This is a genomic window from Curtobacterium sp. MCBD17_030 (assembly GCF_003224255.1).
GTDB lineage: Bacteria > Actinomycetota > Actinomycetes > Actinomycetales > Microbacteriaceae > Curtobacterium.
On record NZ_QKLI01000012.1, the window covers coordinates 54,726 to 74,168 of the forward strand.

The following is a 19,443-nucleotide window of genomic DNA, read 5'->3' on the forward strand; positions in this document are numbered from 1 at the left end:
TGTTGAACAATGCGGGCCAGACTGTCCCGCATGTTCGTCCTCATCGGCGTCGCCGTCGTGATCATCGGCTTCGCGTTGCGCGTCAACGCGCTGCTCGTCGTCACCGTGGCGGGCATCGTCACCGCAGCCATCGGCGGGATCGACCCCGTCGGCATCCTCACCGCGTTCGGCAGCGGCTTCGCGTCCAGCCGCAGCGTGACGACCTTCGCGCTCGTGCTGCCGGTCATCGGCCTCATCGAGCGCTACGGCCTGCAGGACCAGGCGAAGCGCCTCATCGCGAAGCTCGACAAGCTCACGACCGGGCGCATCCTCGCCGGGTACCTGGCGGTGCGACAGATCACCGCCGCCGTCGGCCTGACGAGCATCGGTGGCCCGGCGCAGACCGTCCGCCCGCTCGTGCACCCGATGGCCGAGGGAGCCGCGACCAAGAAGTACGGCCGGATCGACGAGCGGATGCGCGAGAAGATCAAGGGCTTCTCGGCCTCGTCGGACACCGTCGGGGTGTTCTTCGGCGAGGACGTCTTCGTCGCGGTCGGGTCGATCCTGCTCATCACGACCTTCGTCGACACCACCTACGGGCTCGCCCTCGAGCCGATCGACCTGGCGCTGTGGGCGATCCCCACCGGCATCGCCGCACTGCTCGTGCACGGCACCCGGCTGCTGCTGCTCGACCGCAGGCTCGACAAGATGGCGGCCGACCTCCACCAGACCCAGGGGGTCGCAGCATGATCACCAGCGAATGGCTCTACTGGCTCATCGGCACGTTCTTCATCGCCGTGTCCGTGTTCATCGTCACCGACCGCACGCACGCCAAGCGTCTCGGCAACGCGGCGTTCTGGGGCATCCTCGGGCTCTCCTTCTTCGCCGGCACCTTCGTGGTGTCCGGTGCGATCCCCGCATGGGCGCTCGGGATCGCCGTCCTGGTGATGGTGGCGCTCGCCGGACTCGGGTTCACCGGGACCACGAGTCGCACCCGTGTCGCGAGCGTCCCCGGTGCCGGAGCCGGCTCGGCGACCGGGCCGGCCGAACCGACCGCGGTCACCACCCGGCCGAGCTCCAGCACGAGCGTCCTCGCCACGACGAGCCCGGACGAGCGCGCGGGCTTCGCGCAACGGTTCGGCAACCGGCTCTTCATCCCCGCGCTGGTGATCCCCGTCGTCGCGGTGCTCGTCGCGACCCTCGGCCCGCTCGTCCGGATCGGTGGGGAGCCGCTCCTCGCCGAGGGGAGTGCGACCCTGACCGGGCTCGGCATCGGATCGGTGCTCGCCGTCGTCGTCGCGGTGCTCGTGCTCCGCCCGCCACGGCTCGACACCCCCGTCCGCGAAGGTGCCCGGCTGCTGCAGGCGATCGGCTGGGCGGCGCTCCTGCCGCAGATGCTCTCCACGCTCGGCATCGTCTTCACCCAGGCCGGCGTCGGTTCGGCCGTCGGGACGATCATCAAGGCGGTCCTGCCGGACGGGTCACTGTTCGCCGCGGTCATCGTCTACTGCCTCGGCATGGCCCTGTTCACGGTCATCATGGGCAACGCGTTCGCCGCCTTCCCGATCATGACCGCGGCGATCGGCTGGCCGGTGCTCGTTCAGGGCTTCGACGGCAACCCGGCTCCGATCTTCGCGATCGGCATGCTCGCCGGCTTCTGCGGCACGCTGGTGACCCCGATGGCCGCGAACTTCAACCTCGTGCCCGCTGCCCTGCTCGAGATGCGGGACAAGTACGGCCCGATCAAGGCGCAGATCCCGACCGCCGGGATCCTGCTCGTCGTCAACATGGGAGTGATGTACCTTGTCGCATTCTGACCTCGGAGCGACGGACCTCGGGCGTTCGGCCTGGGCTGCGGGCTTCGCCGCCGTCGCCCTCGACAACGTCACGCGCGAGTACCCGTACGCCGCGCACCACACGACGTCGGGTCCGGACGACCGCGCACTGCCGGTCGAACTGCACCCCGCCTTCGCGACGTCGTACGACTGGCACTCGTCGGTGCACATGCACTGGCTCGCGACCCGCCTGGTCGCGTACGGGGTGCCGGCCGACCTGGAGGCCCGGATCACCTCGGTCCTGCAGGCCCACCTGTCGACGGAGCACCTGGCCACCGAGGCCGCGTACCTCCGCGAGACCCCGCACTACGAGCGCCCGTACGGCTGGGCGTGGTTGATGCGCCTGGCTGCCGAGGTGTCCGCCTCCGAGGTGCCCGCGATCCGCGCGCTCACCACCGGCTTCGCTCCGGTCGTCGAGGTGCTCGAGGACCTCGTCACCCGGTGGGTCGACGGCGCCGCGCACCCGGTCCGGCACGGGGTGCACTCGAACTCCGCGTTCGGGCTGCTGCTCGTGCTCGACGGCGCCCGGTCGCTCGGGCGGCACGACCTCGCCTCGACCGTCGAGCGCGCCGCCCGTGAGTGGTTCGGCGACGACGCGGGATGGCCCTTCGCGTGGGAGCGGAGCGGGCACGACTTCCTGTCCGCCGGGCTGGCCGAGGCGGACCTGATGCGGGCGGTGCTGCCGACGGCCGAGTTCGGTCCCTGGGCCCGGAGGTTCTTCGCCCAGGTCTCCGCCGGGGACACGATCCTCACGTCGACGACCGTCCGCGACGAGAACGACCCGCAGCAGGTGCACCTGTTCGGGCTCGACCTGTCCCGGGCCGGATCGGCGCGGCGCATCGCGGACGCCCTGCGCTCCGCCGACGCCGCGGACACCGCGCTCGCGGACCTGCTGGACGGCGCGGCCGACCGGCTGCTCGCCTCGGGTCTCGCCGCGAGCGTCGGCGAGGAGTACTACTCCACCCACTGGCTGGCGAGCTTCGCCTGGGACGCCATGGAGGCGCGCGAGCACGCGGCCCGCTGACCTCCGCTCCGCAAAACGCAACGTCGGCGGTTCCTCGCAGCGGTGTTCCGCTGCGCAGTGCCGCCGACGTTGCGTTTCGCGGGGGAGGCTAGACCAGGGGGATCGTGCGGCCGAAGGTCTTCGTGACGGGCGGGGCGGCGAGGACGGCGCCGAGCGCCTCCGCGGCGCCCTCGGGGGTGGCGCGCCAGGCGACGTAGGCGTCGTGGTCCTCGGCGGTGGCCCACCGCTCGAGCACGACCATGCGCGTGGGGTCCTCGTCGTCGACCAGGACCTCGAGCGACTCGTTGCCCTGACGCTCTGCGGTCTGGGCCAGGGTCTCGCGGATCGCGGCCTCGACCGTGTCTGCGGCGACGTCGTCACGGATCTGGACCTCGAGGAAGACGGTCATCGTCATGGTGCGCACCTTTCGTCGTCGGACCCCGTCCGCTGACGGTGTCCGGTGGCACCAACCACGGCCGGCCGGGCGTTGTTCCGGCGCAGCGCACCCGGTGCGCTCAGCGGGCGAGCCGGAAGCGCAGCGTGTCGCCCGGGCGCAACTGTGCGGCACGGTCGACCGACTCCGGCGTCAGGACGGCCACGACCGGGTAGCCACCGGTGACCGGGTGGTCCGCCAGGAACAGCACCGGGAACCCGGCCGGCGGGACCTGCAACGACCCGGTCTCGACGCCCTCGCTGGGGAGCTCGCGGGTGACCGCTCGGACCAGCGGAATGGACGCGGTGGTGCGGACCCCGACCCGGTCGCTGTCCGGGCTGACGTGGAACTCCTGGCCGGTCAGGGTCGTCCGCCACTCCGGGGTGAACCAGTCGTCGCGGGGTCCGGGCACCACGTCGAGGACCACCGGGTCCCCGGGCCACGGCAGGAGCGGCGGCGGCACCGCGTCGACGACCGGCCAGGCACCGACACTGATGCCGGCACCGGCACCGGCACCGGCACCGGCACCGGCACCGGCACCGGCACCGGCACCGACACCGTCCGACGCGGGCCCGACCGGCAGGACGTCCCCGACCGACAGCGGCACGGGACCGAGTTGCGCGAGCGAGTCCCACGACCGACTGCCGAGCACCTGCTCGACGGCGATGCCTCCGCGGACCGCGACGTAGGCACGCAGCCGGTCCTCGGCCAGCCCGACCCGCAGGGTGTCGCCCGGCTCGAGCAGCAGCACCTCGTACGCGGCCGCGCCGCGCACCCGGCCGTCCGCCCGTTCGACCCACACCGGGCACGGGGCACCGGTGACGGCGGCGACCGTGTACGAGTCGGTGCGGAGCGTGACGGAGCCGAGGAGGGCCTCCAGGACGGCCGCGTCCGGACGGTTGCCGACCATCCGGTTCGCCAGTGCGGCCGATCCGCGGTCCGCCGCTCCGGCGGCACCGAGCCCCATGTCGCTGAGCCCGGGACGGCCGAGGTCCTGCGTCGTCACGCCGTACCCGACCAGCACGACGGTCAGGGTGCTCACGAGCGTGCCTGGGCGTCGACGAAGCGCAGACGGACGCCGGCCGGGGCGAGCGCGGGCGGGGTGCGGTCCAGCGACCACATCGGCACCTCGGTCCGCCCGATCAACTGCCAGCCGCCGGGCGAGGTCCGCGGGTACACGGCGCTGAACTCGCCGGCGAGGGCGACGGCGCCGCTCGGGACGGCGGTGCGCGAGGCGTCCCGGCGGGGCACGTCGAGCGACGGCGCGGTACCCGTCAGGTAGCTGAAACCGGGGGCGAAGCCGCAGAACGCGCTCGTCCACACCTGCCCGGTGTGCCAGGCGACGAGGTCGTCGCGGGTCATGCCGGTCAGGGTGCTGACGGCTTCGAGGTCCACGCCGTCGTAGGTGACGGGGACGACGATGGGCTCGCGCTCGTGGCGGTCGTCGGTCGGACGGGAGGGCCGGACCTCGTACAGCAGGGAGCGGACCCGTCCGGCGTCGGTCACGGCGGGGTCGAACCGGAACAGCAGCGTCCGGGCGCCGGAGACGACCTCGGTGACGCCGGGGAGCCCGGCGCCGGCGGGCCCCGTGTCGGCCAGTCCCGGGTCGGCCAGTCCCGGGTCGGCCAGTGCCGTGTCCGCCGGTGCCGTGTCTGCCAGCGCCGTGTTCGCCAGTCCGGCGCGGAACGCCACGACCTCGGCCAGGGAGTCGAACGTCGCCAGTACCGCCGAGGCACCGGCCGCCCGGACGTCGGGGGTCATGCCGAGGGCACCGCGAACGCCGTGACGTCGACGCCCTGCTCGGCCAGCAGCGTGCGGATCGCCCGGGCCATCGCGACCGCGTCCGGCGAGTCGCCGTGCACGCAGACCGAGTCGGCCCGGACGCTGATGTCGGTGCCGTCGACCGCGGTGGCGACGCCGTCGGTCACCATCCGGAGCACGCGGGCCGCGACCTGGTCGGGGTCGTGCAGCACCGAGCCCGGTCGGCTGCGCGCGACGAGGGAGCCGTCCGGTTCGTAGGCGCGGTCCGCGAACGACTCGCTCACCGGTCGGAGGCCGTGCCGTTCCGCGGCGAGGAGCAGTTCCGACCCGGGCAGTGCGAGGACCGCCAGCGAGGGGTCGACGTCAGCGACCGCGCGGACGATGGCCTCGGCCTGCACCGCGTCGGCGCAGGCCGTGTTGTAGAGGGCGCCGTGCGGCTTGACGTAGGTGACGCGGGTGCCGGCGACGTGGGCTGCCGCGGCCAGGGCGCCGATCTGGTGGACGACGTCGGCGTACAGCTCGTCCGGGGTCACGTGCACGGGCCGACGGCCGAAGCCGGCGAGGTCCCGGTAGGCCACGTGCGCCCCGATCGCGACACCGCGCTCCGCTGCTGCCCGGCAGGTGTCGAGCATGATCGTCGGGTCGCCGGCGTGGGCACCGCACGCGATGTTCGCGCTGGAGACGAGGTCGAGCACCGCGCGGTCGTCGCCCGCGGCCCAGGCTCCGAAGCCCTCGCCGAGGTCGCTGTTCAGGTCGATCGTGGGCATGCGGACCTCCTGTCGGGATTGTTCAACAACCTAGCGCGCACCGCCGACCGTGTCACCGTCCTCGACGCGTCGGGGCTACGGGCGCGACGGCAGCGTCAGCACCTCGGCCCCGTCGTCGGTGATCGCGATGGTGTGTTCACTGTGGGCGGTCCGGCTGCCCGTCGCACTGCGGAGCGTCCAGCCGTCCGGGTCGGTGACGAGCTCGTCGGTGTCGACCATGATCCAGGGCTCGAGTGCCAGGAGCAGCCCCGGGCGGAGCGCGTACCCACGGCCCGGTCGTCCGTCGTTCGCCACGTGCGGGTCCTGGTGCATCGTGGAGCCGATGCCGTGGCCGCCGAACTCCAGGTTGACCGGGTACCCGGCCTCGGTCAGCACGGACCCGATCGCGTGCGACAGGTCACCGAGTCGCGCTCCTGGCCGGGCCGCCGCGATGCCGGCGGCCAGGGCGCGTTCGGTCGTCTCGATGAGCGCGACGCTCTCGGCCGGCCGACTCTGGCCGACGATGAAGCTGATCGCGGAGTCCGCCGCGTAGCCGTGATGCACGACGGCCAGGTCGAGGGTGAGCAGGTCCCCGTCGGCCAGGACCCGGTCGTGCGGCAGGCCGTGCAGGACGGCGTCGTTGACGGCCGTGCAGATGTGGTGGCCGAACGGACCGCGCCCGAACGAGGGCGCGTAGTCGACGTAGCAGGAGGTCGCCCCGGCCGCGCGGATCATCTCCGCCGCCCACCGGTCGAGGTCGAGCAGGTTGGTGCCGACCGTCGCCCGGCCGCGGAGGGTGTGCAGGATGTCGGCGACGAGCGTGCCGGCGGCGCGCGCCCGGGGCAGCTCGGCCGGGGTGAGGATCTCGATCATGCGGGCGCTTCTTCCGTCGGGATAGTTGTACCGGTATTACTATCAGACCATGGTTCGTCTCCCGCTCACACCGCTCGACCTCGAACGCGGCCTCCGCCTCGGCCGGACGCTGCGCTCGGCACGGGGCGACCGGTCGATGCTCGACGTCGCGCTCGCCGCCGGGCTGTCGCCCGAGACGCTGCGGAAGATCGAGACCGGCCGCATCGCCACCCCCGCGTTCTCCACGGTGGCGGCGCTCGCCGGGGTGCTCGGCCTGTCCCTCGATGCGGTGTGGGCCGAGGTCAACGCCGGGACGCCCGGAGCGGATGCTCACCTCGGCCACACCTCTGGTATCGTTATGGTTTCAGAACCAAGGGGGCTGCCCGTCGCGTGAGGTCGACGGACGGCTCGTGTACCGCTCGCAGTCGGTGCCACCCCCGCGTCCTTCGGTTCGCACCCCTCGTGCCCCTCGCCGCACGGCCCAGCCGTCGGAGCACGATCCGTGTCGTCCGAAGGAGCTCCCATGGGCACAGCCATGCCCGGAACCCGCCGCAGCCTGCGCGGCAACCCGATCGCCACCCTCGTCGCCGTGTGCTTCGGCCTGTTCATGGTCGGCCTCGACGCCACCGTCGTCTCGATCGCGAACCCCGCGATCGCCGCCGACCTCGGCACCACTTTCACCCAGCTGCAGTGGATCACCAACGCCTACCTGCTGGCACTGGCCGTGTTCCTGATCCTCGGTGGCAAGCTCGGGGACCGCTTCGGCCGTCGTCGGATGTACCTCATCGGGGTCGTCGCGTTCGCGCTGTCCTCGGTCGCGATCGGCCTCGTCGGCACCGCCACCGGCGTCATCGCGTTCCGCGCCGTCCAGGGCCTCAGCGCCGCACTGCTCATGCCGCAGACCCTGGCGCTGCTCCGTGCGACCTTCCCGAAGGAGAGGTTCGGCGTCGCCGTCGGGGTCTGGGGTGGCGCGTCCTCAGTCGCCATCGCCGCCGGGCCGATCGTCGCCGGGGTCCTCGTGGCCTCGCTCGGCTGGGAGTCGGTGTTCTTCGTGAACGCCCCGATCGCCGTCGTCGGCCTGGTCTTCGGCGGCCTCGTCCTGCGCGAGTCCACCGCCCCGCACCGCGGACGCTTCGACGTGCCCGGCGTGGTGCTGCTCGCCCTGGGCCTCTTCGGCATCGTGCTCGCCGTCGTCCAGTCCGAGTCGTGGGGCTGGACGAGCCCGCTCACCCTCGGCGTGCTGCTCGCCGGCGTCGCGCTCCTGGTGGTGTTCGTCGTCGTCGAACTGCGCGTCACCGACCCGCTGCTGCCGATGTCGCTCTTCCGGTCGTCGTCCCTGTCGATCGGCGGTCTGGCCGTCGGGGCGAACTTCTTCGCGATGCTCGGCGTGACGTTCTTCCTCTCCCTCTACATGCTCAACCTGCGCGGGGTGACCGGTCTGCAGGCGGGGCTCATGCAGCTCCCGCTGAGCGGCGTCTCGATCATCGCGTCGCCGATCGGGGCCGCCCTGGTCGCCAAGCTCGGCATCCGCCGCACCCTGACCATCGGCCTGCTCATGGTCGGCGTCGCCCTGTTCCTGCTCACCGGCACCACCCGGGACTCGCCGTACATCGGCATGGCGATCCCGTTCGTGGTCTTCGCCCTGGGTGCGGGCTTCACGATGACCGCCGGCGCGGAGGCGGTGGTCGGCGGGGCCCCGGTCCAACTCGCCGGTGTCGCGGGCGGGTTCCAGGCGACCGCACTGCAGCTCGGCGGCGCACTCGGCACGTCCGTCCTGTCCGCGGTCGTCAGCGCCGGGGTGCTCTCCGGCACGACGGGCCTCGGAATCGGTACCGCCGCTCGTCAGGGCCTGGCACAGGGGATCGTGCCGGACGCGCTGAGCGCCGCGGCGTCGGCCGTCGCCCGGGACGCCTTCCTCGGTGGCATGCACACCGCCTTCGTCGTGGCCGGGGTGGTCGCGGTCGTGGTGGCGGTCCTCGCCGCCGTCTTCGTCCGCACCCGCTCGACGCACGCGCCCGCCGAGGTGCTCGAGGAGACCGTCGAGGCGTCGGCAGGGCACGCCTGACCGTGATCCGCACCGACGGTCGCTGGTCACGGTGGTGACCGCTTGACGGACGGGAGGCCCGTGGCGGATCCGCCACGGGCCTCCCGTCCGTCCGGGGTGCGGTCCTGGCCGCTCGACGCGGTGCGCCCGGACGGGGGGCTGGCGCCGCGGACGGCGACGGGTGAACCTGTCCCTCCGTGCGGAGCCGCCGCACGCGATGGAGGAACCGTGCAGCGAGACGACCAGCAGCAGACCGACCACCCGGACGACGGGTCCGGCGGGATCGATCGTCGTCGCCTGCTGACGCTCGGTCTCGGGGCTGCCGCGGCGGTCGGAACGGCCGGAGCGTTCGGTCTGCGTCCGGATGCGGCGAGCGCAGCGACCAGCCCGACCCTCCTGGCCGCGGACGAGTTCGACGGAACCGCCGGCAGCGCCCCGAACCCCGGGATCTGGCGGTACGACCTGGGTGGCGGCGGCTGGGGCAACGGCGAGCTCGAGGTCTACACGGACTCGCGGCGGAACTCGGCTCTCGACGGCAGTGGGAACCTCGTGATCACCGCGCGGCGCGAGGCCGACGGGTCGTACACGTCGGCGCGGCTCACCTCGCAGGGCACGTACACCGCCCAGTACGGTCGGATCGAGGCGCTCATCAGGATCCCGCGCGGGCAGGGGATCTGGCTGGCGTTCTGGATGCTCGGCGCTGATCTGCCGCAGGTCGGTTGGCCGGCGTGCGGCGAGATCGACGTGATGGAGAACATCGGTCGTGAGCCCGGAGCGGTCCACGGCACCGTGCACGGCCCGGGGTACTCGGGCGCGGAGGGCATCAGCGGCACGGCGACGCTGCCGGCCGGCGCCTTCGCCGACGACTTCCACGTCTACGGGGTGGACTGGCGACCGGGATCGATCAGCTGGACGGTCGACGGCGCGACGTACCGCACCGTCACGCCGGCGGACCTGGGTGGCGACCGGTGGGTGTTCGACAAGCCGTTCTTCGTGGTGCTCAACGTCGCGGTCGGCGGGGGATGGCCGGGTGCCCCGGACTCGTCGACCCGGTTCCCGCAGCAGATGACCGTCGACTGGTTGCGGGTCTGGCAGAACGCCTGACGCCGAGCGGATGCGGGCGGGGAGCCGACGCGGTCGCTGTGCCGACGGCCCGGCAACGGGTGAGGGCCCCGCAGCCGAAGCCACGGGGCCCTCACTCTGCCTGACCGGAGGTCAGCGCACCCGGACCGAGAGGACCGGGCTGGTGCTGCCGGCGATCGTGCCGGTGCCGCTGAAGACGACCGTCAGCTTGTGCGTGCCGCGCTTCAGGGCGAAGCGGGTCGCGGCGGTGTCGCCGGAGACCTTGACGGTCTTGATGTGCTTCTTGCCGTCGTAGATCTTCGCTTCGCCGTTCACCGTGTTGCCGGGCGAGGTGACCCGGACGACGGCCTTGCCCTTGGCGTAGGTCATGGACGACGCCGAGGTGGCCTTCGCGACCGTGACCACGACCGCCGTGGTGGCCGCCGTGTCCTCGCCCGAGTAGGCAGAGGTGCTCGTGAAGGACGCGGTGATGCTGTGCTTGCCGACCGAGGTGGTCTTCGGCAGCGTGAACGTCGCCGTGTTCTTCGTCACCGGTGCGGTGCCGAGCGTCTTGCCCGCCTCCGTGAAGGTGACCGTGCCGCTCTTGTCACCGAGGCCGCCGCCGATCGTGGCGGTGAGGGTGACCGGCTTGGCCGTGCCGTAGGACTGCTTCGTGGCCGAGGCCTTCAGCGTGGTGGTCGTCGCCGGCAGGGCGGCGTCGAGCGTGAACTGGTCCACGGTCGAGCCGATCGCTGCCGGGTCGGCCGAGGCCGTCGGCTTGAGGGTGACGCCGCAGCTGTCGACCTTGCCGTGCTGGACGGCCGAGTTCAGCGTGGTGCAGTCGCTGGCACGGACGGTCGTGACGGCGAGGTTGTCGTCCGTGACGCCGACCTTGACGTAGGTGCGGACGTGCTCCTGGTTCTCCACCGAGTTGGCGAAGTGGCGCTGACCGGTCGGGTCGAGCGGGTCGGCTCCGTAGCCGCCCTGCGTCGGGTCCGGGGTGGTCAGGTCGTAGTACTTCGAGCCCGACGCGGAGTTGGCGGTCAGGTAGATGACGCCACCGGGGCCGGCGAAGACCTCGTCAGCGCCCGGCTGCTCGGCGGGGTTGGCCTTCTTGCCGTTCTTGATCGCGTAGCTGCGCGAGTACGAGTGGTCGTGACCCTGCAGGACGAGGTCGACACCCATGTCCGAGAACGCGCGCGTGAAGTCGAACCGGCGCTGCTGGTTGTCCTTGTCGTTCGCGTGGTCGGCCGGCGAGTAGATCGAGTGGTGGTAGACCAGCGCGGTCCACTTCGCGTCGTCGCCGTGACGGGTGATCACGTCGCGCACGTAGTTGACGTGCGCTGCGTCCGAGCCGCCCGCGTAGGCGTTCGAGTTGATGTCGATGAACAGGACGCCCTTGTACATGTACCAGTAGTCGCCACCCGAGTTCGTGGTGGTGTTGCCACCCGGGTAGAAGTCCGGGACCTTGAGCGAGTTCGGCAGCTGGTTGTGCTGCTCGTACGACTTGCCACCGACGTCGTGGTTGCCGATGGTCGAGGCCCACGGGTAGCGCTTGAGGACGTCGCTGCTGTCGGCGAACGCACCCCACTGGTACTCGTTGTTGGCGTTCTCGACCTGGTCGCCACCGGAGACCAGGAGCTCGGCGTCCTTCTCCTTCGTGGTGGCGTACTTCAGGGTGTCGGCCCAGCCGGCACCGTCGTCGTCGACGAAGCCCGACGACCCGATCTGCGGGTCACCGAAGAACAGGAAGTCGAAGTCGCCGCTGAAGCTCTTCGTCGTGAAGGTGTAGGACGTCGACCAGGCCGAACCGTCCGCGGCACCCACGTGGTAGGTGTACGTCGTGTTCGGCTCGAGGCCGTCGATGACCGCGTGCGCGTTGACGTAGCCGGCCTCGTTGGTGATGCCCGGGATCGCCTTCGTGCTGCTGTCGGTGGTGCTGGTGTCGGCCGCGGTGTTCGCGGACTTCTGCGCGGCGATCGTCTTCTTCGCGTCGGTGAAGACACCGCCGGTCATCGTGTCGGTCTTCTGGATCTCGACCGACTGGTTCACGTTCGCGGGGAAGTACCACGAGGCGATGCGCTGGCTCTCGGTCGCGCCGACGCCGAGCAGGATGTGGATCGGGCCACCGGACGAGATGTTCGTCGTCGGGGTGGCGGTGGCCGCGCTCGCGGAGCCGGTGCCGACGAGGCAGGCGCCCGCGATGAGGGCGGCGCCGATGACGGCCCCGCCGAAGCGGAGGGTGGTGGTTCTGCGCCGGGAGAGGGCGCCGGACAGGAGACTCATGTGTTTCCGTTCTCAGTGACAGGGATGGTGCAGCAGACAGACTCTGCATCGCCTTCGTAGATCGTGGGTGAACGCTGTGTGTCCATACGGGTTCCGGCCCGCAGGTGGTAGGAGAGCCCAGGCGTCGTCAGCCCTCGACCAGCCGTTGGACGAACCAGATCATCCCCATCACGAACACCCCGGCCGTCACGGCGCCGGTGACCCAGAGTGAGACCCGGTGGGACTTCCGGCGGAGCAGGGACAGCGGCGGGAACACGATCACGATGATCGCCAGTTGGACCGCCTCGATGCCGACGTTGAAGACGAGCAGCGACACGAGCAGCTGCCACGAGAACGCCTCGTGGATGCCCAGCGCTCCGGCGAACCCGAGCCCGTGGATGAGCCCGAACGCGAACACCACGGCCAGTCGGGACCACCCGGAGCGGTCCAGCGCGAACCGTCCCTGGTCGGACAGGACGAGCGCGTCAGCCTGCGACCGTCGGGTCGCCAACCGCCAGAGGTACCAGCCGGCCACTGCGGCGATCGAGAGGGCGATGAGCGGCTCGACCACGATCGACGGCGGACTGACGACGCCGAGCGCCGCCAGGATGAACGTGATCGAGTGCGCGATCGTGAACGCCGACGCCGTGTAGACGACCTCGCGCAGCCGTCGGGAGCCGGCGATCAGCGCGATGAGGAACAGGATGTGGTCGATCCCGGTCAGCAGGTGCTCCGCCCCGAGGGTGAAGAACTCCCAGAACCGCTGCCCCGCCGACTGCTCGGTCGAGAACCTCGGTTGGGACGCGTCGAGGGTGGCTGTGCCCTGCTTGCCGTCGACGTCGTACGTGACGATCGTCTTCGTGTCCCGCACGAACGTCTCGCTGTCCGGGAAGAGCGTCGACTCCACCACGTGCCCCGGGTCGGTGCGTCCCGGTGTCGGGCAGGCGAAGTCCGCGACGACCTCGGCGTAGGGGACCTCGTCCTGCACGTCGACCTCCATGGTGTCGTGGAGCGTGCCGGTGCACGCCTCCCCACCGGAGGTCATCGAGAACCGGTCGAACAGGTACTCGCTGATCGCGTCGTGGTGCGCCTCCGCCGCCCTGACCATGCCGGGGTCGTCGCCGTCGTCCCACGCGGCCTGGCCCTGTCGGTACAGCTCGTCGTCGTGCTCGCTCGTCGCCACGGACACGAGCATGAGGTCGTACTCCAGCCCCAGTCGGGCCCGCACGGTGTCGGACCCCTTCCCGCTGACGTCCGCGTAGACGACGGAGCTGAAGCCGTGGGCGCTCGCCGCGGACACTCCCGTCAACAGGCTCACGACGACGGTGCCGAGGAGCACGAGGACGGCGACCAGCCGCGCGACGATCCGGGGGAGGACGGGCCGGGGGAGGAGTGGCCGGGGGCGGAAGACCGCGGGGAGGAGGTGGAGCCCGCTGCGAGCGGGACGGGTGGTTCGGTGCATCACCGGCCTGACCATCGCGGCCGAGATCGACGCGCAGGCGAACAACGGGTTACGAACGGCTGGACGGGCTCTGGACAGCGGCTCCCACCGGTCCGTCGCGGCCTCCGGTTGTGCTTGCATGGCGTCTCGTGATCCGTCTGACTCGTCGCGCCACCACCGTCCTCGCCGCCGCTGCCCTGGTGGCGGCCGGCTCGGTCCTCGTCACCGGCTGCTCGACCGGGGCGGAGCAGACGGGCCGCACCGCCGACGCCGAGCAGGCCACGGGCCTCCGGACCGGAGCCGCCACCACGGCGGTGCCGACCGACGCCCCCACCCCGGTCCGCGGGACGGGCGCGCTCGGCCCGGGGTTCGTCGACCCGGACTCGCCGCCCGCGCCGGAGGCCACCGTCAGCCCCGCACCGCACTCGTGGGACGACGTGGCGCCACCGACCGGGTACCGGGTGGTCCTGCTGTCCCCGGGGAAGCCGGATGCACAGACCGAGACCCTCGTCGACGCCGTCCGCTCGTGGGCCCGGTCCGAGGACGTCACGGTCGTCCCGGTCGTCGCGGACACCGCCGAGGACCGGCTGCCGTCCGTCGCCGCGGCGATCGGCAAGCGCACCGACCTGGTGATCAGCGTCGGCGACGAGCTGGTCGACCCGATCGCCGCGATCTCACCGTCCGCGCTGCACCAGCAGTTCCTCGTGCTCGGTGCCGAGATCGCCGAACCCACGGCGAACGTGACGGCGGCGGACTGGACCGGCGCCGGTTTCCGCGGTGAAGGGCTCGGCACCTCGAGTCACCACGACCCGTCCACGTTCACCGACGAGCGTGCCGGCCGCGCCCTGCGCGCGGGGGTCGCAGCGCTGCTGAACGGCTACAACGGCATCGTCGTCTGGGTCGCCTGACCGGTGCACAGCGCCGGTGGTCGCGGGCGCGGGCGCGGGCCGGGACACGGGCAAGGGTACGCAATCGGGATCGTCCGTGCACCGTCCCGACGGGTGCGACGTATCCTCGACGATGGAAGCAACGTCGGTTCCGGCCAAGCCTCGCGCGTCTCACCCGCGCCGAGACAGACACTCGCCACCCTGAGCTCCTCGTGACTGAACACATCATCGAATTCGTCGCCCGCGACCGCACGGGCATCACCACCGTGGTGACCGCCAACGGGGTCACCGACGCGGACACCGTCATCCAGGCGATCACCGCCGGCCACTCCGGCTACGCGGTCGCCGCCTCCGGCGTGCGCCCGGCACCGGTCCGCAGCCTGATGGCGCTCGGCACGCCGTACCTCTTCGCGAACTGGGACGGGTCGAAGCGCAACAACCTGCACGACCTCGCCTTCACCGCACCGATCCGGACCCTGCCGCCGGCCCCGCCCGCCGGCGTCCGGCTCCGGATGGCGATCGTCGCGACGCTCGCGTCGCTCTTCGGTCGTCATCCCGAGACGCCGCCGAGTCGCTGAGACGCCGCCGATTCCGGCGGCGTCTCGCACGACCGGCGGCGTCTCGCCGACCGGGCCCGTTCAGCGGGTCAGTGCGTGACCTCGTCGAAGTCGTCGACGCCCGCGGCGACCGCTGCGGCCCGGCGGGCGCGCATCGACGGGGCAGCGAGGGCCGCGACCACCGCGAGGACGGCCACCCCCGTGCACGCCCAGAACCCGATCGTGAACGCGTCGTCGGTGGGCAGACCCTGCGGGGTGCTGTGTGAGGTGATGAGTGCCGCGATCACGGCCGTGCCGACGCTGGAACCGATCGTCCGGACGACGGTGTTCGCGCTGATCGCCTCGCCGGTCTGGTTCGCCGGCACGCTCTCGATGATCGCGTTCGAGCAGGCGGCCAGTGCCAGGCCGATGCCGATGCCGGTGAAGACGCCCGAGATGACCACCTCGGCGAGGGCGGCGTGCGAGATCGCGGGGATCACGAACGCGGCGACGATGGCGATCCCGCCGATGAGCATCGGCGGCTTGGGCCCGACCCTGCGGACGAGGATCCCGGCGATCGGCCCGGCGATGACCATCATCACGACGGTCGGGAGCAGGAAGAGACCCGCCTGCGTGACGTCCTTGCCGAAGCCGTAGCCGAGGGCGCTGGGGAGCTGCAGCAGCGTCGGGACGAGGACGAACGTGCCGAACATCGCGAAGCCGAAGACGAGCGCGACGACGTGGGCGGTCCAGACCCCGCGGACGGCGAAGAGCCGCACGTCGATGAGGGGTTCGGCGACGCGCAGCTCGACGAACACGAACGCGACGAGGGCGACGGCACCGACGATCAGCAGGCCGACGGTCTTGACGTCGCCCCAGCCCCACGTCTGGCCCTCGCTGACGGCGAGCAGGATCGCGACGAGCGAGACGGCGAGGACGGCGGTGCCGGCGACGTCGAGACGGCCGGGCTTCCGCACCGGGGACTCGGGCATGCCGAACACGGCACCGAGCAGGGCGATCACGACGAGGACGGCGGGCAGCCAGAACAGCCAGTGCCACGACAGGTGCTCGACGATCGGCCCGGCGGCCACGATGCCGACGCCGGCACCGATGCCGAAGATCGCGGAGAGCAGGCCGATGGTGACGCTGACCTTCTCCTTCGGCAGCTCGTCGCGGACGATGCCGATGGACAGCGGCATCACCGCGCCCGCCGCGCCCTGCAGGGCTCGGGCGACGATGAGCACGCCGAGGTTCGGGGCGAGCGCGGCGAGGACGGCACCGACCAGGAGGATCGTGAGGACCACGATGAGCACCTTGCGCTTGCCGACCATGTCGCCCAGGCGACCGAGGATCGGGGTGAGTACCGACGCGGAGAGCAGGTAGGCGGTGAGGACCCAGCTGGCGGCGCTGGTCGAGGCACCGAGGTCCGTGCCGATCGTCGAGAGCGCGGGTGCGACGAGGGACTGCAGGACCGCGAACGACAGGCCACCCAGGGACAGGTAGACGATGATCGCGGTGCTGTTCGGGCGCCGGCCGTGTTCGGTGGTCGGGGTCGAGCCCGTGCGGGGGCTCGCGGTGGCGGTGGACATCGTGCTCCGTCGGATCGGGGTGTTCTGGGCAGGGGGCCGACGACGCTGTCGATGTCAACAACTGCTGACTTGACGAGGGTACGCGTTCTCACACCGATGTCAACATGCGCTTACATCACGATCGGTCGCACCGACGCGGGCGCTACGCTCGGGCCATGAGCAAGGACGCCGCCGCCACTCGCCTGGCCCTCGTGCAGGCTGCCCGGCGCCGGTTCGCCTTCGACGGCTACCGGGCCACGACCGTGCGGGACATCGCCGCCGACGCCGGGGTGAACGTCGCGCTCATCAACCGGTACTTCGGATCGAAGGAGGGGTTGTTCCGCGCCTGTCTCGATCGAGCAGCGCCGGACCGGGACGCTGCGCCTTCGGGCTCGGACCTGGAGCGGGCGCTCGGCGGCCTCATCCGGCACATCATCCGGTCGCCCACGGACGAGGACTCGATGCAGCTGCTGCTCCTGCTCCGGAGCTCCGGAGACGAGGTCGTGGACCGCATCCGTCGTGAGACCCTGCGCGGCTACGCGGAACGCCTCGCCGGCGCCGTGCGAGCCGGGAGCCCGGACGAGATCGACGACGACCTGCTCGTCCGCGCCGAGATCGCCCTGTCCGTCGTGCTCGGCATGACCATGATGCGGACCTCGACCCGCGTGGAACCCCTGGCGTCCGCCGAGGTCGAATCGGTCGCCGTGCCGTTGGAGGACGCCCTGCGCGCACTGCTCGGCGGCGGTCGGGGCTGAAGTGGCGTCGGACGGCAGAGCGGTCGACCGCTCCCGACGTCGCTAGTGCTCGGTGGGCCCGATCTCGATCGACGCCGGCCGGGTCTGCTCGGGCAGCAGGTAGCGGGCGACGGAGCCGTCCTCGTCCTGCTCGTCGACGTCCCGCTCGGTGATGATCGCCACCGGGGTCGCCGGGGAGATGAGGAGCACGGCGGGCGTCACCCGGCCGTCCCCGTAGTTGACCTGCAGCCACATGAACGGCTGGTCCCGCAGACCCGCGTCGATGCGCGCCTGCACCGTCTCCGTGTCCTCGTTGGCGATCGTGTACTGCGTCCCGCCGTAGGTCAGGACCGTGCGCTTCACAGGGTGTCCCCGGAATCAGTCGGTTCCGGGACGATGCGGAGGCCCGCGGACGACCCGGCGGTCAGGCCGAGGGCTTCGACCCAGGCGCGGTTCACGGCGGGGATGCGACTGCCCGAGTAGCGGAAGACGAGGGGCATCGAGCGGTCGAGCCAGATCGCGGTGCGGCCGTCACCGAGCTCCACGTCGTCCTTCCACGAGAACATGAAGGACTCGCCGCGGCGGAGCTTCATCCCGATCACGATCTGCAGGTGCGTCAGCAGGCGGTCGTCGAACTCCGCGGTGAACGTCGAGTCGTAGACGAGTTTGCCCATGGTGGTGTCCTTCCGCGCCGACTGTCCGGCTCCGGCAAAGCCTAGGCGTGGGCTCAGGGACCGTCCGACACCCTGGCCGACATGCGCCGCATCCACTACGTGAACAGCTCCTTCCTGACCGGGGACCGCACCTGCAAGGCCCTCCTCCGGTATTGCCGTGCCCTGGCCGTGGCGAACAAGTCCGACGTCGTCCAGATCCCGATCATCACCGAGGGCGGCGGGACGGTCTACGCGCACCTGCTCATCGGGCCGGCCAGCGAGATCTTCTCGACGCCGGTGCCGGACAGCGCCGACGAGCCGTTCGACCCGGAGGTCATCGAGTACCTCGAGTCGGAGACTCTGCGCCTGCAGCCCGCGCGGCCTGCGTGGAACGAGGAGATGACCGACGTGCCGGACATCGGCGAGGACTTCTGAGCGCCGGCACCACCCCGAGCGCGACGACCACCGCGGCGGCGACGAGCACCGGGCCCGTCCCCGCCGCGGTGACCGCGCTGCCCGCTGCGGCCGCCCCCAGTGCCTGCCCGAAGACCAGGACCACGAAGAGCACCGAGGTGCCGGCGGCCGCGCGGTCGCGGTCGAGTTCGGCCGTCCACGAGATGAGAGCGCCGGTCGCGGCGGTGTAGCCCCACCCGAACAGTGCGCAGCAGCCCAGCGCCACCGCGGTCAGGGCGGCGCCGTGCAGCTGCGCGACCACGCCGAGGCCGAGGGTCGCGATCGCCACCACGGCCGCGGTGCGTGTCCACGCGGTCCGCGCCGGCAGTCGCCCGAGCCACCGGGACGTCAGGGCCACCGCCGCACCTCCGGCCCCGAGGGCGATCCACGCCACCACTGACAGGGCCGTCGGTGCGCCGGCGTCGACGAGCAGGGTCCGACCGTACGTCCACACCGCGGCCGATCCGGTGCCGAGCAGCAGTGCCACCAGCACGGGGCGGCGGTGTGCGGCGAACCAGGGGCGGGGTGGAACGGTGGTGGCTCCGGTGTCGGTCGGGGGATCCGGTGCTGGTGCTGGTGCTGGTGCTGGTGCCGGTGCTGCTGCGCCCGCTCGGTCGGCGAGCAGGACGGCCGCACCGGCGAGCACCGTGACGAGGGCCGCCACGGCCCAGGCCGTCCGCCAGTCCGGCAGCAGCACGAGGGCCAGGAGGCCCGCGATGACGAGACCCGGCCCCGTGCCGGAGTTGACCACGGCCTGCGCCCCGTTCGCCCGGTCAGCCGTCAGGTTCCGCTGCACGAGTCGGACGAGTGCGGGGGAGGCCAGCCCTGCCCCCGCCGAGCTGACGACCGCGGCGACGCCGAACCCCAGTGGGCCGGTGCTCGCGGCCATCCCGGCGACACCGAGGCCGGCCGTGAGCACCGCCAGGACGACGGCGGTCCGGGGGTGCGTCGGTGCGACCAGGAACCCGGCGAGCGCGCCGACGCAGTACACGACCGAGGAGCCCGACGCGATCCAGCCCGCCGGGCCGTCGCCGAGCCCGATCGCGTGCTGGACGTCGGGCAGGAACAGTCCGTACGCCAGGCGGACCAACCCGTAGGTGGCCGCGATGAGCGCGGTACCGCTGCCGACGAGCGCGCCGGGCGAACCCAAGAACGAAAACGTACGTTTCACTTTTGAGAGCCTAGGGTGCT

Annotated in this window: 21 protein-coding genes; 10 read left to right on the forward strand and 11 right to left on the reverse strand. The window is 71.8% G+C overall.

The genetic code is table 11. The annotated features are described in order from the left end of the window. Positions 1-30 precede the first annotated feature (30 nt). The 3 genes from DEI89_RS11455 to DEI89_RS11465 are packed head-to-tail and all read left to right on the forward strand — an operon-like array spanning position 31 to position 2,838. Positions 31-729, forward strand: a complete 699-nt coding sequence (locus DEI89_RS11455; protein ID WP_110904183.1) for a DUF969 domain-containing protein — start codon at positions 31-33, stop codon at positions 727-729. Beyond that, on the forward strand, positions 726-1,796 hold the full coding sequence (locus DEI89_RS11460; protein ID WP_110904184.1) for a DUF979 domain-containing protein: 1,071 nt from the start codon (positions 726-728) through the stop codon (positions 1,794-1,796). Before DEI89_RS11455 ends, DEI89_RS11460 begins: the two co-directional genes overlap by 4 nt. After that, positions 1,783-2,838, forward strand: coding sequence for a DUF2891 family protein (locus DEI89_RS11465; RefSeq protein WP_110904185.1), 1,056 nt, complete (start codon positions 1,783-1,785; stop codon positions 2,836-2,838). The genes DEI89_RS11460 and DEI89_RS11465 overlap by 14 nt, the downstream gene beginning before the upstream one ends. An 88-nt stretch (positions 2,839-2,926) precedes the next feature. On the opposite strand, the gene DEI89_RS11470 is transcribed toward DEI89_RS11465, so the two are convergent. From DEI89_RS11470 to map, 5 genes are all read right to left on the reverse strand, one after another. Continuing rightward, a complete protein-coding gene (locus tag DEI89_RS11470; RefSeq protein WP_110904186.1) occupies positions 2,927-3,232 on the reverse strand; it encodes a putative quinol monooxygenase in 306 nt (101 codons plus the stop codon). Between the two features lie 100 nt (positions 3,233-3,332). Beyond that, positions 3,333-4,292 carry a biotin-dependent carboxyltransferase family protein gene (locus DEI89_RS11475; protein WP_181421609.1) on the reverse strand — a complete coding sequence of 320 codons (960 nt, stop codon included), beginning with the start codon at positions 4,290-4,292 and terminating at the stop codon, positions 3,333-3,335. Continuing rightward, a complete protein-coding gene (locus DEI89_RS11480; protein WP_110904187.1) occupies positions 4,289-5,011 on the reverse strand; it encodes an allophanate hydrolase subunit 1 in 723 nt (240 codons plus the stop codon). Before DEI89_RS11480 ends, DEI89_RS11475 begins: the two co-directional genes overlap by 4 nt. Continuing rightward, a complete protein-coding gene (locus tag DEI89_RS11485) occupies positions 5,008-5,778 on the reverse strand; it encodes a LamB/YcsF family protein (protein WP_110904188.1) in 771 nt (256 codons plus the stop codon). The genes DEI89_RS11480 and DEI89_RS11485 overlap by 4 nt, the downstream gene beginning before the upstream one ends. A gap of 75 nt (positions 5,779-5,853) precedes the next feature. Continuing rightward, positions 5,854-6,630 carry a type I methionyl aminopeptidase gene (map, locus tag DEI89_RS11490; RefSeq protein ID WP_110904189.1) on the reverse strand — a complete coding sequence of 259 codons (777 nt, stop codon included), beginning with the start codon at positions 6,628-6,630 and terminating at the stop codon, positions 5,854-5,856. A gap of 49 nt (positions 6,631-6,679) precedes the next feature. On the opposite strand from map, the gene DEI89_RS11495 reads away from it, so the two are divergent. The 3 genes from DEI89_RS11495 to DEI89_RS11505 all read left to right on the forward strand — a co-directional run bounded on the left by DEI89_RS11495 (position 6,680) and on the right by DEI89_RS11505 (position 9,757). Then, positions 6,680-7,003 carry a helix-turn-helix domain-containing protein gene (locus tag DEI89_RS11495; protein ID WP_110904222.1) on the forward strand — a complete coding sequence of 108 codons (324 nt, stop codon included), beginning with the start codon at positions 6,680-6,682 and terminating at the stop codon, positions 7,001-7,003. Between the two features lie 129 nt (positions 7,004-7,132). After that, on the forward strand, positions 7,133-8,674 hold the full coding sequence (locus DEI89_RS11500) for an MFS transporter (RefSeq protein ID WP_110904190.1): 1,542 nt from the start codon (positions 7,133-7,135) through the stop codon (positions 8,672-8,674). Between the two features lie 207 nt (positions 8,675-8,881). Next, a complete protein-coding gene (locus DEI89_RS11505) occupies positions 8,882-9,757 on the forward strand; it encodes a glycoside hydrolase family 16 protein (RefSeq protein ID WP_258368864.1) in 876 nt (291 codons plus the stop codon). 111 nt (positions 9,758-9,868) lie between these two features. Here DEI89_RS11505 and DEI89_RS11510 read toward each other — a convergent pair whose 3' ends face one another. Together DEI89_RS11510 and DEI89_RS11515 are read right to left on the reverse strand one after the other, a co-directional pair. After that, the gene (locus tag DEI89_RS11510; RefSeq protein WP_110904191.1) at positions 9,869-12,001 is read right to left on the reverse strand and encodes an Ig-like domain repeat protein; all 2,133 of its coding nucleotides are present in this window, start codon (positions 11,999-12,001) and stop codon (positions 9,869-9,871) included. A 127-nt stretch (positions 12,002-12,128) separates the two neighbouring features. Next, on the reverse strand, positions 12,129-13,442 hold the full coding sequence (locus DEI89_RS11515; RefSeq protein WP_110904224.1) for a HupE/UreJ family protein: 1,314 nt from the start codon (positions 13,440-13,442) through the stop codon (positions 12,129-12,131). Positions 13,443-13,570: 128 nt separating this feature from the next. On the opposite strand from DEI89_RS11515, the gene DEI89_RS11520 reads away from it, so the two are divergent. Both DEI89_RS11520 and DEI89_RS11525 read left to right on the forward strand, forming a co-directional pair. After that, complete coding sequence (locus DEI89_RS11520) at positions 13,571-14,329, forward strand: hypothetical protein (protein WP_110904192.1); 759 nt, start codon at positions 13,571-13,573, stop codon at positions 14,327-14,329. A gap of 191 nt (positions 14,330-14,520) precedes the next feature. Further along, a complete protein-coding gene (locus DEI89_RS11525; protein ID WP_110904193.1) occupies positions 14,521-14,886 on the forward strand; it encodes a hypothetical protein in 366 nt (121 codons plus the stop codon). A gap of 68 nt (positions 14,887-14,954) precedes the next feature. Here the strand turns inward: DEI89_RS11525 and DEI89_RS11530 are convergent, their stop codons facing one another. Then, positions 14,955-16,433, reverse strand: a complete 1,479-nt coding sequence (locus DEI89_RS11530) for an MFS transporter (RefSeq protein ID WP_110904194.1) — start codon at positions 16,431-16,433, stop codon at positions 14,955-14,957. A 155-nt stretch (positions 16,434-16,588) separates the two neighbouring features. Between DEI89_RS11530 and DEI89_RS11535 the strand changes: the two genes are divergently transcribed. Then, positions 16,589-17,167: a TetR/AcrR family transcriptional regulator gene (locus DEI89_RS11535; RefSeq protein WP_110904195.1), complete on the forward strand. Its 579-nt coding sequence runs from the start codon at positions 16,589-16,591 to the stop codon at positions 17,165-17,167. 42 nt (positions 17,168-17,209) lie between these two features. Here the strand turns inward: DEI89_RS11535 and DEI89_RS11540 are convergent, their stop codons facing one another. Beyond that, complete coding sequence (locus DEI89_RS11540) at positions 17,210-17,509, reverse strand: hypothetical protein (protein ID WP_110904196.1); 300 nt, start codon at positions 17,507-17,509, stop codon at positions 17,210-17,212. After that, the gene (locus DEI89_RS11545) at positions 17,506-17,820 is read right to left on the reverse strand and encodes an ATP-dependent DNA ligase (RefSeq protein ID WP_110904197.1); all 315 of its coding nucleotides are present in this window, start codon (positions 17,818-17,820) and stop codon (positions 17,506-17,508) included. The genes DEI89_RS11540 and DEI89_RS11545 overlap by 4 nt, the downstream gene beginning before the upstream one ends. An 81-nt stretch (positions 17,821-17,901) precedes the next feature. Between DEI89_RS11545 and DEI89_RS11550 the strand changes: the two genes are divergently transcribed. Next, positions 17,902-18,234, forward strand: coding sequence for a hypothetical protein (locus DEI89_RS11550; protein WP_110904198.1), 333 nt, complete (start codon positions 17,902-17,904; stop codon positions 18,232-18,234). On the opposite strand, the gene DEI89_RS11555 is transcribed toward DEI89_RS11550, so the two are convergent. After that, the gene (locus DEI89_RS11555; protein ID WP_181421610.1) at positions 18,134-19,423 is read right to left on the reverse strand and encodes an MFS transporter; all 1,290 of its coding nucleotides are present in this window, start codon (positions 19,421-19,423) and stop codon (positions 18,134-18,136) included. The two genes, DEI89_RS11550 and DEI89_RS11555, sit on opposite strands and share 101 nt — an antisense overlap. Between the last annotated feature and the right edge of the window lie 20 nt (positions 19,424-19,443).

Excerpts from the sequence above, each read along its gene's own strand:
- DEI89_RS11455 (WP_110904183.1), top strand. The coding sequence starts at position 31 with ATGTTCGTCCTCATCGGCGTCGCCGTCGTGATCATCGGCTTCGCGTTG.
- DEI89_RS11460 (WP_110904184.1), top strand. The coding sequence starts at position 726 with ATGATCACCAGCGAATGGCTCTACTGGCTCATCGGCACGTTCTTCATC.
- DEI89_RS11470 (WP_110904186.1), bottom strand. The coding sequence starts at position 3,232 with ATGACGATGACCGTCTTCCTCGAGGTCCAGATCCGTGACGACGTCGCC.
- DEI89_RS11480 (WP_110904187.1), bottom strand. The coding sequence starts at position 5,011 with ATGACCCCCGACGTCCGGGCGGCCGGTGCCTCGGCGGTACTGGCGACG.
- DEI89_RS11485 (WP_110904188.1), bottom strand. The coding sequence starts at position 5,778 with ATGCCCACGATCGACCTGAACAGCGACCTCGGCGAGGGCTTCGGAGCC.
- map (WP_110904189.1), bottom strand. The coding sequence starts at position 6,630 with ATGATCGAGATCCTCACCCCGGCCGAGCTGCCCCGGGCGCGCGCCGCC.
- DEI89_RS11495 (WP_110904222.1), top strand. The coding sequence starts at position 6,680 with ATGGTTCGTCTCCCGCTCACACCGCTCGACCTCGAACGCGGCCTCCGC.
- DEI89_RS11500 (WP_110904190.1), top strand. The coding sequence starts at position 7,133 with ATGGGCACAGCCATGCCCGGAACCCGCCGCAGCCTGCGCGGCAACCCG.
- DEI89_RS11510 (WP_110904191.1), bottom strand. The coding sequence starts at position 12,001 with ATGAGTCTCCTGTCCGGCGCCCTCTCCCGGCGCAGAACCACCACCCTC.
- DEI89_RS11515 (WP_110904224.1), bottom strand. The coding sequence starts at position 13,442 with ATGCACCGAACCACCCGTCCCGCTCGCAGCGGGCTCCACCTCCTCCCC.
- DEI89_RS11530 (WP_110904194.1), bottom strand. The coding sequence starts at position 16,433 with ATGTCCACCGCCACCGCGAGCCCCCGCACGGGCTCGACCCCGACCACC.
- DEI89_RS11535 (WP_110904195.1), top strand. The coding sequence starts at position 16,589 with ATGAGCAAGGACGCCGCCGCCACTCGCCTGGCCCTCGTGCAGGCTGCC.
- DEI89_RS11545 (WP_110904197.1), bottom strand. The coding sequence starts at position 17,820 with ATGGGCAAACTCGTCTACGACTCGACGTTCACCGCGGAGTTCGACGAC.
- DEI89_RS11550 (WP_110904198.1), top strand. The coding sequence starts at position 17,902 with ATGCGCCGCATCCACTACGTGAACAGCTCCTTCCTGACCGGGGACCGC.